The 15240-nt window shown below is 32.5% G+C and carries 12 protein-coding genes and 1 tRNA gene; 1 reads left to right on the forward strand and 12 read right to left on the reverse strand.

The window, feature by feature from the left end:
• Positions 1-20 precede the first annotated feature (20 nt).
• Both FG382_RS09560 and FG382_RS09565 read right to left on the reverse strand, forming a co-directional pair.
• Positions 21-1619: an amidohydrolase gene (locus tag FG382_RS09560; protein WP_142538682.1), complete on the reverse strand. Its 1599-nt coding sequence runs from the start codon at positions 1617-1619 to the stop codon at positions 21-23.
• A gap of 275 nt (positions 1620-1894) precedes the next feature.
• Positions 1895-1968: transfer RNA gene (locus FG382_RS09565), tRNA-Arg, on the reverse strand.
• 272 nt (positions 1969-2240) lie between these two features.
• Here FG382_RS09565 and FG382_RS09570 point away from each other — a divergent pair.
• Positions 2241-3665, forward strand: a complete 1425-nt coding sequence (locus FG382_RS09570) for a hypothetical protein (RefSeq protein ID WP_142538683.1) — start codon at positions 2241-2243, stop codon at positions 3663-3665.
• A 635-nt stretch (positions 3666-4300) separates the two neighbouring features.
• Here FG382_RS09570 and FG382_RS09575 read toward each other — a convergent pair.
• The 10 genes from FG382_RS09575 to FG382_RS09615 all read right to left on the reverse strand — a co-directional run bounded on the left by FG382_RS09575 (position 4301) and on the right by FG382_RS09615 (position 15065).
• The gene (locus FG382_RS09575) at positions 4301-5131 is read right to left on the reverse strand and encodes an HNH endonuclease (RefSeq protein ID WP_170206488.1); all 831 of its coding nucleotides are present in this window, start codon (positions 5129-5131) and stop codon (positions 4301-4303) included.
• A gap of 38 nt (positions 5132-5169) precedes the next feature.
• Positions 5170-5478, reverse strand: coding sequence for a hypothetical protein (locus FG382_RS09580; protein ID WP_142538684.1), 309 nt, complete (start codon positions 5476-5478; stop codon positions 5170-5172).
• Positions 5479-5767: 289 nt separating this feature from the next.
• Positions 5768-6739 (reverse strand): DNA/RNA non-specific endonuclease, encoded by a 972-nt coding sequence (locus FG382_RS09585; RefSeq protein WP_142538685.1) that lies wholly within the window; start codon positions 6737-6739, stop codon positions 5768-5770.
• A gap of 628 nt (positions 6740-7367) precedes the next feature.
• A complete protein-coding gene (locus FG382_RS09590; protein WP_229677400.1) occupies positions 7368-8555 on the reverse strand; it encodes an HNH endonuclease in 1188 nt (395 codons plus the stop codon).
• Between the two features lie 381 nt (positions 8556-8936).
• Positions 8937-9491, reverse strand: coding sequence for an excalibur calcium-binding domain-containing protein (locus tag FG382_RS23515; RefSeq protein WP_142538686.1), 555 nt, complete (start codon positions 9489-9491; stop codon positions 8937-8939).
• Between the two features lie 146 nt (positions 9492-9637).
• Positions 9638-10558 (reverse strand): HNH endonuclease, encoded by a 921-nt coding sequence (locus tag FG382_RS09600; RefSeq protein WP_142538687.1) that lies wholly within the window; start codon positions 10556-10558, stop codon positions 9638-9640.
• Between the two features lie 306 nt (positions 10559-10864).
• Positions 10865-11518, reverse strand: a complete 654-nt coding sequence (locus FG382_RS09605; RefSeq protein ID WP_142538688.1) for an STM2766 family helicase-associated protein — start codon at positions 11516-11518, stop codon at positions 10865-10867.
• Between the two features lie 10 nt (positions 11519-11528).
• Positions 11529-13538 (reverse strand): STM2767 family DEAD/DEAH box helicase, encoded by a 2010-nt coding sequence (locus tag FG382_RS09610; RefSeq protein WP_142538689.1) that lies wholly within the window; start codon positions 13536-13538, stop codon positions 11529-11531.
• 461 nt (positions 13539-13999) lie between these two features.
• Entirely contained in the window at positions 14000-14164 is a 165-nt protein-coding gene (locus FG382_RS22620; RefSeq protein WP_170206489.1) for a hypothetical protein, read from the reverse strand.
• Between the two features lie 274 nt (positions 14165-14438).
• A complete protein-coding gene (locus FG382_RS09615; RefSeq protein WP_142538690.1) occupies positions 14439-15065 on the reverse strand; it encodes a recombinase family protein in 627 nt (208 codons plus the stop codon).
• Positions 15066-15240: the final 175 nt, after the last annotated feature.

Below are 15240 nucleotides of genomic sequence, written 5' to 3' on the forward strand. Positions count from 1 at the left end.
CCGCTTTCATTAATCTCTTCTCATCCTCTTCGGTACTTCAATTCTCCACCAATCACTGTCATCTCTGCGTTCGTATTCAAAAGTTCATCTGCATCCTCCATTATAAAAGGATTTTGGGACAATACCGTCATATCACACAGCTTCCCTCTTTCAAGAGTACCTTTTTCTTTCTCCTCGTTTGTTGCATAAGCACCCCCTAACGTAAAAAGTTGAATAGCTTCGTACATCGATAATCTCTCTTGTTCATTGTATCCATTATGTGTTTCTCCACTTTTTTTACGTGTAACAGCTGCATGAATACCAAGGAGAGGGTCTAATGGCTCGATTGGCGCATCTGAACCACCTGCACACCATACACCTGCCTGCAAAAGTTTTTTAAATGGATAAGAGAAATTAGCTCTCTCTTCTCCTAATCTCTCCGTAATCCAAGGGTAATCACTAGAGACAAACTTCGGTTGCACATCTGCAATGCGATGAGGGGTTTTCAATCTGCTGATTAACTCCTCATTCAAAACAGACACATGTATCAAACGATCGCGTATTTTTGCCGGTTGGAATTGGTCTAGGCTATCTAAAACATTTATTAATGCTTGATCACCAATTGTATGAACTGCAACTGGCATATCATATTTTCTAATATCTTTGAAAATATGGTAGAGCTCCTCGTTTTCGTACATTGCATTTCCTGAATTATTAGGAGCGTCCTCATATGGACGTGAAAGTAGTGCTGTCCTTCCCCCTAAAGCCCCATCTGCAAAAAGTTTTATAGCCCCAATCATTACTTTATTATTTCCGTACCCCGCATACATACCTAATGCAATCAGTTCTTCTAAATAATCGTAGTCGATCAACAGGTTACTTCTAGGACCAATACCTTCTTTATTCACAAGTTCATCAAAAAGCTTGTAGGTTTGAAATGCACCACCTAAATAATTCGGATCATTTGTATGAATTCCCGTCAATCCTAGAGATACTGCATCATGCAATGCAGTTTTTAAAGCATGTTTTAACTGGCTATAGGTTTTTTTAGGTATATGGCTTGTTATGATTGTTGAAGCGGTTTCAAGTAACAGTCCAGTTGGTCTCTTAGTAGAGGGATCCAATACAACTGTGCCTCCATAAGGAATTGTCATTTCGGAACGATAGCCACTCAGCGTAAAGGCTCTGCTATTGGCTAAGGATGCATGTCCACATATTCTAGGTAAGAAAAGTGGGAAAAACGGGGCTACATGATCCAGTTCTTGTATAGTAGGTATTTGTTTATCCGGGAAAATATTTTCATCCCACCCGCGACCTAATATCCACTCACCTGGTTGCAATGAAATTGCCTTTTCTTTAATTGCTTTCAAAAGGGCATCCTTTGACTCTACACCAGTAAGATCTAACTCTTGCGAATTTATGCCAACACTAGAAATGTGTAGATGACTATCTATCAAACCCGGAATTACCGTTTTTCCTTCCAAATCGATAATGTTTGTCTCATTTCTTCCCCATTGGAGATTCATATTTTCATTCGTGCCCATGTCTACAATTCTTCCATCCTGTGCAACAATGGACTGCACTACAGGTTCATCAGGATTCATCGTATAAATATTACCGTTAGTATAAATTGTCTTCATAGTAAGGTAGGTCCCCTTTCCTTTTTCTTTAAATAATAGAATGACTATGTTTCATGTTGTACAAAATGGATATTAGATTTCCATGTCTATATTATAAAGGAAATTTTAGCTACCTCACAATATATTTTGAATTTTCTAACCTTTTGTGTTTTAAAAGAATATGAGGAATAAAATAGGAATAGAACCAATTGAGTTGGGTAGAGGGACTATGAACATTTACCAAAATAAAAAAAGCAGTAAATGTTGAATTACAACATTTACTGCTTTTTCTTTTACGTCCCAGGAGAGATTCGAACTCCCGACCGACGCCTTAGAAGGGCGTTGCTCTATCCAGCTGAGCTACTGAGACAAGTACTCCCCTTAAAGGGATTGAAGGTTATTTTCGGTGAATTAGGGATTCGTTCATTTTACGTTTTTAGACCGAAACTAACTACATTTAATATAGTATCACAAAGAAAGAATTGTTGGAAGCTTTATTTTTCTACTGCTCCAAATATTCTTTGACTATTTCAAATGAATTATATTCTATCTAATAATAAAAGATTAATATTACTCTCATTAGATATCATAGCGATCTGTTATAATTAAAAATTATAGCAATTATTATGGGGGATATTAAATTTGCAACGAAAAAAAGTTAAATTTAAATACACTATTTATCATCTTCAGCGTCATTTTTTTTTAGAGTCAATTACGATTATTAATAAGCTAAAAAATATTTTTGTTATTGCTATACTAGTAATTCTATTTACCAAAGATTTTCTATTTAATAAATCATTTTCTAACTATGATTTTTCCATACTACTTACTGCATTTGATTATTCTGAACTTGATTATAATTATCTCTATATCCACTTATGTATTTCTGTGGTCATCACTATTTTAACAGCCCTTTTAACTCACTCTATTCCTTATTACTTTATTTCTTATGCACAGAAATTGTCCAATATAAATAAGATAAAGCAATCCAATAAGACCATTACAGATTATTCCCACAAAATAGTCTGCTTATTTTTTAAAATAGTATTCCGATTTTTTTGTTCAATTTTCAAAAAAAATAAATTGAGAAGATTAGCTTTATTTTCATTAATATCACTTCACGCTGTTTATAGACTTTTAAAAAAAATTATTGCATTTATTTTTTCTCCTGATTTATATTTTGCTCGCATTTTTAAAGAGCGTATCTTAAAAGTAACACTTACCGATAAACACCCTCTATTACACTTAGAAGATTCGGAAATTTTTAGAGACTCTTATTATAAAGCCAATACCTATCAATGGAGTATGATTCGTATTGAACGAAAAGCTTTTATAGAATGGTCCAATTGGACAAATTTGGTGATTACATCTCTATTACTTGGCTTAGTAGCATTTATTTCTCCAAAATATTATGAATTTCTTTTGACCATTATAGTGCTAAGATTAATTTCCAGAGGAATTGAAATAGCATACGCTTTTTATAAAGATGTAGTTCAAGTTAATTCCAAACAATTTTGTAATCCATCTCATAGTAAACCAGTATATGTAAATGGTTTCCAATCATCACTAATTCGTCAAAATGGAAGACTTTCACTTGCTATACATACTCTAATAGAACTGTTTTTAATATATGGAACTGCCTATTTTCTATTATTTCAAATTTTAGTTGAGTTACCTTTAAAATATTATTTACCTGAGCTATATGTAGATTTTACTAAACCTACAATAGCACCAACTCTTTTTGAGAGCATATTATTTAGTACTAGTCTCGGCATGTTCAATATATCTTTTGGTGCATATCAAAATATCCTATTAGCTATATTACATTCTTCCCAAGTAATACTTAGCGGAATATTAATTCTTCTATCCATTGCACAATACTTAGGTGCTGATAGAACACTAAATAAAGCAGATTCATATTTGTATGTTCAGACAGCTCTACTTAGAAATACTTGGAATAAAATGAGAATCATCAAGATAATTAATTTTAGTGAAAAAATAAATTATCATTTTGAAAGTTATCTTATTTCTAATACTATCAAAACTAAGAAAGGGAGTCCCAAATAAAACGGACTCCCTTTCTTTTGTATTATTATCTATTCTGTAGTTAAAAATAGAATTTACCATAATGAAAATAGTCATCTTAATTACATGGAAGACAACCACTATTATTTAGAGTAACTTACCAAACATGTTCTCCATTTTCCCGACATTGTCACCATTTTTTATACCATAATTTAATTTGAATGCAGTTAACCAAAAATTACAAAAACGAGCAACCCAAAAGAGTTGCTCAAGAACCTTTACTTACCAGGAATTTTCATCATGTGGTAATCCATATGCCATTTAAAAAAACGTTTATTTCCCTCGTTATAGCAGTTACAAGGTGTATTTTCGAAATGTCCCAAGTATATTGGTTCGAATACCTTTGTATGTTCTTCAAATTTATCAATATTCATTTTATGACTGTACACGATGCCATTTTCCTCGTAAGTATCTAATAATTCTCCAAAACAGACTTTAACTGCTTTTAAAGCTCTGGTTCCTAGAGGAGTTTGTTGCCGGATATATTAGTTTTATTATAATATATCCGGCAAAAAACCTCTTCTATACATAAACGTTTAAAGAGATATTATCTACTTTGACAACAATGAAGCCCCTACTTATTAATTATAAGAAGGGGGTTTCACACTATTTTCTATTTACGATCTAAAATGTCTATTTAAAGCTTCTTTTAAGGTATTTACATCAAGTTCCAGATCTAACACATGCATTTTATCATGGCAATTTGGGCATAATGCAATTGAATTATAAATACTATCTTCTCCACCTTTTGAAAGCCAAATAACATGGTGGGAGTGAAGATGTGGTTCTCCCTTTTTGTTTTTATATGGTGCTGGCTTTTCACATAATTGACAGTTTCCTTTAGCCCACCTCTTTGTATATTCAGCTACGAAGGGATTTCTTTCATAATGCTTAGCAGTAACAGATCTTTTCGCTACTTTTTTACTTGCATTTTTTGCTCTTTTCGTCAGCTCTTCATCACTTAATTTCTTCGCCAGTTTTTCCCGTTCGGATTCCTTAATATCAATTAACCTTTTTGGTATTCTTATAGGCTTTTTTCCATTAATAAGTTTAAGCGGAAATATCCATACAGTTCTTAATTTTTTATCCTCTCCGAACTGCTCTTCTTGGTATGGATCTCCTGCTAACTCAACATTGCCAATAAATATATGCTCCTGAGGTTTTAAAACTTCAAAGAGAAATATATCAATTCCATTATTATTCGATTCTGCTAATGTTTTATTTTGCTGGAAGGATAGACTTTGAGGTCCATTTTTGCCCATTCCAGTATAATGAAAAATATCTCCTTCCCATCTATCCTCATAGAGTTTAGTATGATCAGATACGAGGACTAAAGTGTTAGTTTTAAGTGACCTTCTCATGCCCATATATATAGTACTTTTAAAAATTCCAGCTATTTCTTCATTATTTAATACCTGACCCACTTTAATATTCGGATTAAACTTCATTATTTCACTCCTATTAATCGGCATAACCATTCCTTCTATTAGAAATAACTTTTAGCAACCCTGCGACTTGACCGTGTTTTCTTTAAATATAGACTCTTTACTTTCTTATGTAATAAATCACCTTTAACTGGTGTACTTTTTATAGAGGCAGATACCTCACCTTGCTCAATGGTATATCCTAGACCATTTAAAACCTCCGCTGTTTTGGCAATGCTTCCATGAATTACATATGCATGAATTACTTGCTGCACAAAATTTTCAGGTTGATATTTCTCAATGAGTGCCACATATTCCTGAATCTCCTGTAAATCTTTTTTTGACTGTTCTAGAGTACGAAACGTTTTCATTCAAATAAACCTCCCTGACCTTTATTACCATCACTATAAAATAGAGGGAACTCCACGTCAATACACTTACTGAAAATTAACTCTATTAAATATATTATTAAGTATGGATTTACAACGCAAAGGTTATTTATGAACATAAAAAAAGCCGATTCCAAGGAATCGACTGTTGAACTAAACCACCCGTTAGTCAATAATATTTAGTTCTTTTATTGACACAAAATTGCCAGTTATTACAATACGAGGGAAATATCCTTTAGTTCATTTATTTTACCTCAAAGTTCCTAGATACTTATTCCCCAACCATACCATCATTATCCCGATCATCCATATATGGATATAACCAATGATCACTTGTTATTGGCATGCTATAACCTGCTGCTTTTGCTTCTTTAATCGTCACTTGTCCATTTCCATCTGTATCAACACTAGAAATATCTTCAGTGCCATTCGACGCATTGGACTTATTAGAACTCGTTGACTTATTTGAGTTAGTTGATTTACTTTCAGTTAATCCTAGAGATTTATTTATTTCATCAGGGTTGCCGTTATCAAACTCATCTACAATTTTATTCCCTTTTAAAGTGTAAGTGTACCTGTAATGAGAAGGAATCTGCGTTTCCGTATTAGGATATGTGATAATTGCTTCGATATTAGTAGCTCCACCAGCTTTACGAATAGCATCTTCCATATATGCTTGATCACCATGTCGGTTAAGCGTACTATCTTGTGGCGTAATATTATAAGCGTTCGATACCCCACCAAGAGAATCCGCAATAATATGTCCTTCATCTAAATCTGCTCTCTCGACCCCAGGAACTTTTGCTTCATCAGTGTAGTATCTGCCAGATGATGTAACGGGTTCGGTACTGTCATCTTGTAGAACGATTTCGTCAGCAATGACACGAACCAATTGCCCGTATTCATTAGTAAATGCCCAATATTCACGGTCCCCGTAACCAATGTCAACGACGACGTTAGATTCACGATATCCAGACAAATCACCACCATCCACTTCAATAAGCCTGTATCCTGAGAACAGTTCATTATTTGGTTTGGGTGGTGTTTCCTCTACTACTGGTTCATCAACAACCGTAGTGATAGTTTCATCTTTTTCACTATAACTATTTATATTTGTTTCAACTGTGGTTACTTCTTGTGGATTTGTTTCTACATCTGTATTGGATGTATCTTCTACGTTGGTACAACCAACCATAAAGATGGTTGTTAAAAGGAAGATTAAATAGTTCATTTTCTTTTTCATTTTATGACTCTCCTATAATAGTTACTGTTCATTCTAAAAATCTCGCATTGTTAAGATAATTCAACGTTGTTTACCTATTGATAATAGTATATTTAAGTGGGAAACTAAAGAAGGAACACTAGAGTACCTTACTATCTAGTGGTTGCATCGATAGGCAAAAAACTTTTAGCCTACTGCCACAAGGGATATGACGTTTAGAAAATATACTATTATCTTATAGGCATTATAGGCTTAATAGGAGCATAGGGGGCTTTCTTGACAGACGCCACCCTGCTTTATGAAAATCAAAAAGAAAAAATGAAATGGAGATGGTTTGAATGCTTAAAGGAATTTTTAGATTTTTCGATATTTTGAGTAAAGTGAAAAAGTGGTTCAATAGAAACTTTGTTTTATTATTCGTAATACTATTTTTTGCGATAGCTATTCTGAGTACATTATAATCTCTGCTATTTTTCGGTGATGGCGAGAATGGCAGTTACTATGTTTCATCATGTCTATGATCCATTTTGTAATATAGTTCATCCCCAATTTACTAGTATAAGTCATATGTCTGAATTTCATCCTACAGTAAGGTCAAGAGAGATAGATGGGATATAGCCATGTTGAACATTCGCCTTAACCCGTTTGGTCAATTTATTCCTATTAGTTCTCTTAATCTCTCTATGCTTAATACCTCATCTTTTTTTCTATGTACCATTCGATGACAATTTGAACATAATGGAACTAAATCGGTTACTGGATTAATCTCTACTTCTTCCTCCAATGTGTTTAAAGGGTTAATATGATGAATTTCTATAAAGTCTTTCCCCCAATGTCCATACTTTTCTTCAAAATTAAATCCACAACCAAAGCAATTTAATCCATGTATTTCAATAGCTTTAATTCTATTTTTGGGGTTACGTTCATATTTTTTCATATAATACTCCAGAGCTTTACCTTCTTTATGAACCGTGTAGTACTCCTTTTCTTCCAGATCGCTATCCGATTCAATGCGTTCATATTGATATTCATTACAAAACTTCACTTCTAAAACTAATGGCTCATCTTGAATACGGATTAATTGAAGTTTAGGTAGTTCCTCATCCTTAACATTTGCACCCAATTTATACAGTTCGTAAATTTTAGGATAGCTATTTTGAATAACTTTTCTAAATTCGGCATTTAAAAACAGGCGAGTCCGAGGTCTAATCGCTTTATCCGCTTCTAAATACGCTTGGTACGCTCTTTTATTAGAAAGAATAGTTATATTCTTTCTCTCACCAGAAAATACATTAGAAAATTTGAAAAAGTCTCTAACTTCATTAGGTATTCCTGTTAATCCATATAAAATTAAAGACTTATCCATTTGCTTATTAGCAACATCATTACTTAGAATGTTCCAAGAGTAAAAAATGTTTTTAGTTGTTTTATACAACTCATCAGCTTTAAATATACTAGTTTCCTTATTTCCTTCTCTAATTTCATTATAATAGGTTTTGATACATTTGCTCGTAAGTTCATACATATAGTCCACTAATTCATCGTTTTTAAGGTCTACTCTATTTGAAATTTGTAATGTCGATTGCAGGAAAACGATTATCTTCAAAATTTCAGATTCTGTTAATGTATTTGACCGTTCTTTATAAAAGAAGGATTGATAATATGACATATCGTCAATATAATATCTAAAAAATCTTGTATCTTCTGGATATTTTAATGTAAATAACCTTACAGTGCTCAACAGACTATATAAGGATTCCTTGTTTTTGCTCAAATAATCTCTTCTTATTGGATCTGATATTTTTTTACTTGACCCTACATATAATTTATTAGCCATATTGATTCCCCCTTTTAATAAAAAAGCAATATACTAAAAAAATTCTCATACTCTTTAATAATCTTATAGAAGCTCTGATTTTTATTCTTCTTTCATTTAATTAACTTCAAATTTTGCTGTTACAGTCACATCTACGATACTCTTTAGATAAGTAGAGATGCAAACCAAAAGGCTCAAAAAAAGCCCCACTCCTAAGTGCGGGACATATAATAGTATTTTTATTTCGTATACTTCAATCTTTCAAGCAAAGTACTAACTTCATTCTTAGCCTCTTCTGTTCCGTTTTTCTAGACGTTTATTTCATATCCTTCATCCAATATATCAATCTCTACGATATCCTTTTCTTCTAACGATCAAGTGTGTACTTTTTCTATGCCCTTATTACTCGCATCCCCAACCGTCTTTATCACGGTCGAATTTCGATTTGTAGGCTGGATGGCTGCTTGATACTCCTCCTGGATATACTTTTCTTAACTCCGTACAATTTTTAAATCCAGTTTGTACTGCAGGTGCTTTTGCAACTGGTGCTTTTGTTTTTGTTGTTACCACTGGTGCTTGAACCGGTGTTGGATTGTCTATCATATATTTTAGCAACTCCATTTTTGATTTTGATGGAGTTTCGTATTTTACCTTATCACCAGCTTGTACAAAACTACCTCCACCTACTCCGTATAAAGTGCCATCTGGATGATTCTTAAAGCTATATACTCTGTACTCTTCACCTTTTTTTATTGCACGAACAGTGGTTAAAGATCCATCATCTTCTAACTCCACTAGAACTGTATCCGCTAAGATAGTTACTTTACCAATCTGCCCTAACTTTAACTCTGTTTTACCCCACATTACTGAAGCCGCATTAGTTGCATCGGCGGTGTAGGTACTAATCCCTAATATCATTACTAATAACAACAAAACTTTGATCAACTTTGAAAACATTTACATCTCCCCCTTTCCTTATATAGTACAATTTGGAAGAGTTAAAGTCTATAGTATTATTAGAAAAAGAAAAAAGAATCATTACAACAAGTTGTAGGGTATATTTTAGGTTAATTTTAACTTCATACCACCTTCATTAGGTTATTTCAATTTAAAAAGATATTCTTTTTATGCCACTTAAAATATTCTTTGTTCTCCTCATAAATAACAATCTTATATATAGAAACTAGTCCATATTTCAAATAGCTATCCTCCGGTATTTGCGTGGAAATATGCATTCTACCTTGTCCATCAAATGAAATGAAACCTTTATCATAAAGAGCGTCATGATTACAACATAATAACAATCCATTGTATGGATCAATTCTTTCTATATCAATACTATCTTTCCAAGGTTTAGCATGGCTCGCACGAAGTAATTCGGGTAATTCTATATCACAAATTGCACATTTATGCTCCCATAAAGGCATTAAGTTTTTACGGAACTTTTGCTGTCCTAAACGAATCTTTGTTTTCACTTCTGCTTCAGTTTCAGCAATCATTGGGATAAAAGTATTACGCTCCGTACGACGTACTGTACCAATAGCTAATTCCAGCTGTTCTTCATCTACTTGGTAAATATTAAGGTCACTGATTAGTTCTAACAATTTTATTGCAAGTTCCTCATTACAAGGATACAGATATCCTTGGTTACCATTTGAATCCGCTTGAAACGGTGAATACTTAATTGGTAAGAGCGGTAAAATATCTTCAAATTTAGAACGTATCTTTACTGACTCTTCAAGTTCATGGTATTCCAGTTCCACTAAATATCCTTTATCGTTCCAGCGTTCATGAGTTTGCATACTTGAGGGCTTACTCGCTGTCTTACATCCAGTTTTAGCAATACTAATAGCCACAATATACCCTCTTACATAATGAAAAATACGGTCCCCAGTCTCAACCTCAGTCATCCTTAACCATGAATGTGGCACATTTCCACTTCTATCTTTTTGTGGCGACCATATAATCCCTAATTCTTTCTCCTCTTGATATGTGTGACCTTGCATAACGATGAAGCTTTTCATTTATAGAACACTCCCAATTCAAATATCTTATATGTATTATTACAATGAATTTTTACGATTTTACTCTCAAGAGATACGGAGACTTAGTTACCAACTTAGTTTAAAGACCTCCTAAAAATAATTATATGGCAAATACTTACAAGTTAAAAAGGAATCCAATAAAGGATTCCTTTATAATTTACATATTTCCCTAAATATAGTACAACTTCCTAATTGCTAGTTTCGATTCTAATTTGGAATAACACATCTAAATAAGACAATTTCAAATGCCTTTAGGTTAGGGTTAGCACTGAATGAATTTAAATATTATTTAGAAATATAGTAACAATTTGTGCCTGTATCTAGAATATCAATGAAATCTACACAATTTATTGTGTTATTGATCCCAACTTTGAATGTATTTCCTGTAGTGTAATTAATGTCAAGATGATGCAAGGGATGCAACCTACCATTTTCAAGCTTCACATCATAATCATAACGCAAGTAACCAGATTCAAATACAAGCAACTTTTTTAATATTTGCCAGATTTGATCTTTATTAGGTTGCTGTTCAAAACTCTCTAATATTCGCATAACGTCTGAATCTAAATCTAATATACCTTGATTCTCTTCTCCATTAAAAATTTCTTGGAAAGTTGTTGTTATTACGGCATGGTTTACTCCTGTTATCTCTAAATCAGTCATAGAATCGTAAATAACAGGGTTTTTTACCTCTGGAAGCACATCAACATTAAAAGGAAAGTTAAAAGAATAGATTTTGTCATCAATTACAAAAAATAACCGTTTCATTTTGTCAACTCTTAGAACAATATAATTATTATCTGGTCTTTCTACAATCTCACCGAATGAAAGTAATGGAATAGCCTCTAACAATAGCATGATAATATCGTTTTTAGTTCTAATTATTTCAGATGCTAATTGGACGAATCTTCTTGTCATATTTACTTTAAATTCTTTCATTATCATACACCTAAAGCAACTCTATATTTTTTGCTATTAACGCATAAATTTTATCTGCATCTACGCTATCTTTTGCCATTACATTAACAAGGTTCTGAATTTTCCCCTTTTTATCAGGGTCTTCAATTCCAAAACTTTTTAATATTTCTTCTATAATGTCAAATTGAGATTTATTAATATTAGCTTCCAACATTAGTTTAGAAGTATCCATAATCTCATTAGATTTTGGTTCCTTAACTGTTAGATGTCCTGTTTCAATTATTTCATTCACTGCGACTTCTAGACGATTATTTAGGACACCATTACTTTCAGAAAGAATTAAATAACTAGTAATAAATGATCTTGTCAGCATCATATATAATGAATTACGTATAGTTGTACTACTATTAAGAGGTGTAGTAGTTATACATATAATAAATGGAAATTCTAGCCCTTTTATATTGTTACGATTACTTATAAATAAAGTATTCTTTTTCTTATCCTTCACCTCATATCCTTTAATCGCTGACCAACCAAACATCTGATCAACTTTTATAATTAAGCTTTCTGCTAGGTTATAGTTCCCGTTATTATTCTCGAGGAAAACAACACCAATATCACCAGCTTCAACGGTCGGGTTTTTTTCTTTAATATCTTGTATTGCCCAAATTACTTTATCCAAATAATTATCTTCCTCAGCTGTAGATAATTTAATGCTAGTAATATTATCTTCAAGGTTTTCAAATCTTTTTAATGGCTCTCTGGAAAAACTGTAATACTCCCCCTCCTTTTCAATAGTATATCCACAGGCCAGCCACTCCTCATCACTTAACCACCTTACAACTGGTCGCTCTAGAATACCAAAACCAACTGCATGGGCAAACATTAGAGTTTTAGGGTCTGTTCTGTAAACTCTATTTAAAAGAAAATCGGGCTTATCTTTGGCTATTCCATTGTAATCATAAATATTTTGGAATATATCACCAGCTATGTAGACTTGTTTTTTAGTAACTTTTTCACATAATTTGAAGAAAGTGTCATTAAAGTCCTGGCTTTCATCTATTAAAATGTAATCAAAAAACGGCTCAAACGCTCCTTCTTGTTCTAGTTCATTTAGCCTTTCCAATGCATTTTTACACACTGATTCAAAAGAGACCGCCCAACTATACCTTTGAAAAGGAATTTTATAATGATTACATATAAAACTATACACACCAGAATTTTTATCTGCTTGAGACCCCCAACTACGTTCTACCCAAAGCCGTTCATTCCATTTAATTTGTTCTCTAACCTTCATAAAGTCAAAAAAATTAGGAATACGGTCTTTTAAATCTTTTGCCAAAATCGTATTGAAGCATGTAAAAAATATTTTTGAATCTTCCTCATTAATGTAAATATCCTTCAGTTTATGTAGGAGCAGTTCTGTTTTTCCTGTTCCAGCTAAACCTTGAATTGTTACTCTTTTTTTATCCATTTGTTCAAAGATAAACCTTGTCTGCTCGCCATCAAATAAAATAATATTTCTCTTAATCTGTTCTAAAGAGCTACTAGGTAGATCACCTTTAACACGATCAATATCGTTTATACTCCCAGTTAATAGAGAGATTAGAAGCTCACCTTTTCTTACATTTATATCAAGTAAGATATTACTCTCTATATATGAGATAATACTATCATTATCCCCAAAATTTATTTCTTTTGTTAATTCTTCTTGCCATTTTCTAGGTCTACCTAAAAAGCTTTTATAATCATATTTATCCGAAATAATCCCTAAGTCTTCTATAAAGTCTCCTGCAAATTCTTCAAATGAATCATTATCTCCACCAACATTAATGAATAATAACTTAACTTCTGGTATTAAAATTACTAATGCATCTTTATAAGAATATTGATATTTCCTTTCACCTATAGGCTTATCAATAACATAAACCTGTCTTTTTTCCCGTTCTGCAAATAATTCTAAGTCACTTAAAATAGAACGGATTCTAGGATTACTTACCTTTTCTAAATCTAATTGCTCAAAATAATAACTGTTATCCACACATTTTCATCCTTTATATAATAGATTTTAGAATCAATAGTATCTAAACAAATATATCATCTCTAATCAGAATAATACAGATACACATTTAAATTACTTGAATATTCCACCATTTAACTTCGCCATTTTATTGGAAGTAATTAATATACTTTATTATTAACCATTCATGTTCTTTTGACAGTCCACTATTAAAACATCTAGCCATACCTCCAACTTTCTCGAATAAAAAGAAAAAATACTTCAACCCTGTTTAGGAGCTGGTTGAAGTTTTTTGAATACTATATTAAACGTATATCTTTTTATTGTTTTACATGCAGTTTTACTCTTACACAACCCCAGTATTCCACTCGTAAAACCACTAGAGAGTGTAGTGGCGGTACAGCTATAGGCCTACAGCATATTTAACTACATTAAATTGGTCATAACCCTCCCGGGTGATAATACCGTTTTTCATCATTTGTTTACTCACTTACTGACTGCTTTTTTAACTCTACATAAAAAGTTGCTTTCGGTATTCCGTTTAACTTAAGTATATCTGATACGCTCATTTTGTTATCCGCTCTATTTTTATATTGCTCAATTGCCTTCCGAATAGCTTTAGGTGAAAACCCTGCATTTCTACCCATGTGTTTACCTTATTCTTTCGCTCGTTCTCTGCCCTCTGTAGTACTCTACACTATCATATCTCTTTCAACTTGACCGAATAATAAACCTAAAATCAATAGTGAGTCCAGGGATTGTACTGCTATAGCTTTTTCTGACATTCAGCCTTATCTATCTGGTCAGATTACACCCCACTCTCAAATAATTTATCGATAAACTTGCCTTCGAACAAATCTGTACTTCTTATATCTTTGAAATTTGATACCAATATCTCTATAAACATTTCTATTCGGATACCTACAATGATTTCTCATATTCCCCAATGATTTTGTAAAAGGAGTTCTTTTTCAGCTCTAATAAGGTCATAAATTCAACTCCAGTAATTTGTTTACTTTTCCATTTTGGATAGCCTTGTTCAAGCGTTTGAAGCTGTTGCTTGGATATTGTATTCAGATTTAAATTAGGTCTACCTAAATGTTTACCTTTAGACTTTGCCACCGCAATTCCTTCCGCTTGGCGTTGCAAAATGTTTTCACGTTCACGCTCGCTCACAAATGCTAACACCTGTAAAACCAAGTCACTTACAAATGTCCCTAACGTATCTTTGTGTTGAGTAGTATCAAGCAAAGGCATATCTAACACTCTTATATCTGCTTTTATATTTTGAGTAATATCTTCCCATTCTTTCTTTATCTCTTTTGAGTTTCTACCAAATCTATCAATAGATTTAATGTATAGTAAGTCACCCTCACGCAAACACTGTTTTAATGCTTGATATTGTGGTCTATTGAAGTCTTTCCCACTTTCCTTATCAATAAATATGTCACGTTCATTTATGCCTAATTCTTTTATTTCCTTTAATTGTCTAGCTTCATTTTGGTCTTTGCTCGAAACCCTTACATATAAGAAGGTCTTTTTATTCATTTTTCTCTGCTCCCTTTGGTTATCTGTAATCTAATTATAACCAAATAGTTTGTAAAAGTATACAGACTTTATAAACGTTTATAAAATAATTTATTATACTTTAAAAACACTAATATCGGTGTAATCTAAATATCCTTAAAGGTATACCTTTCTAAACAACTATATTCGTAAGGTC

It is taken from the genome of Psychrobacillus lasiicapitis, from assembly GCF_006861795.1.
GTDB lineage: Bacteria > Bacillota > Bacilli > Bacillales_A > Planococcaceae > Psychrobacillus > Psychrobacillus lasiicapitis.

Bases quoted from the DNA above. Each gene is read 5' to 3' on its own strand.
- FG382_RS23515 (WP_142538686.1), bottom strand. From the start codon at position 9,491: ATGTTTTCAAAGTTGATCAAAGTTTTGTTGTTATTAGTAATGATATTA.
- FG382_RS22620 (WP_170206489.1), bottom strand. From the start codon at position 14,164: ATGGGTAGAAATGCAGGGTTTTCACCTAAAGCTATTCGGAAGGCAATT.
- FG382_RS09600 (WP_142538687.1), bottom strand. From the start codon at position 10,558: ATGAAAAGCTTCATCGTTATGCAAGGTCACACATATCAAGAGGAGAAA.
- FG382_RS09615 (WP_142538690.1), bottom strand. From the start codon at position 15,065: ATGAATAAAAAGACCTTCTTATATGTAAGGGTTTCGAGCAAAGACCAA.
- FG382_RS09585 (WP_142538685.1), bottom strand. From the start codon at position 6,739: ATGAAAAAGAAAATGAACTATTTAATCTTCCTTTTAACAACCATCTTT.
- FG382_RS09605 (WP_142538688.1), bottom strand. From the start codon at position 11,518: ATGAAAGAATTTAAAGTAAATATGACAAGAAGATTCGTCCAATTAGCA.
- FG382_RS09575 (WP_170206488.1), bottom strand. From the start codon at position 5,131: ATGAAGTTTAATCCGAATATTAAAGTGGGTCAGGTATTAAATAATGAA.
- FG382_RS09590 (WP_229677400.1), bottom strand. From the start codon at position 8,555: ATGGCTAATAAATTATATGTAGGGTCAAGTAAAAAAATATCAGATCCA.
- FG382_RS09580 (WP_142538684.1), bottom strand. From the start codon at position 5,478: ATGAAAACGTTTCGTACTCTAGAACAGTCAAAAAAAGATTTACAGGAG.
- FG382_RS09560 (WP_142538682.1), bottom strand. From the start codon at position 1,619: ATGAAGACAATTTATACTAACGGTAATATTTATACGATGAATCCTGAT.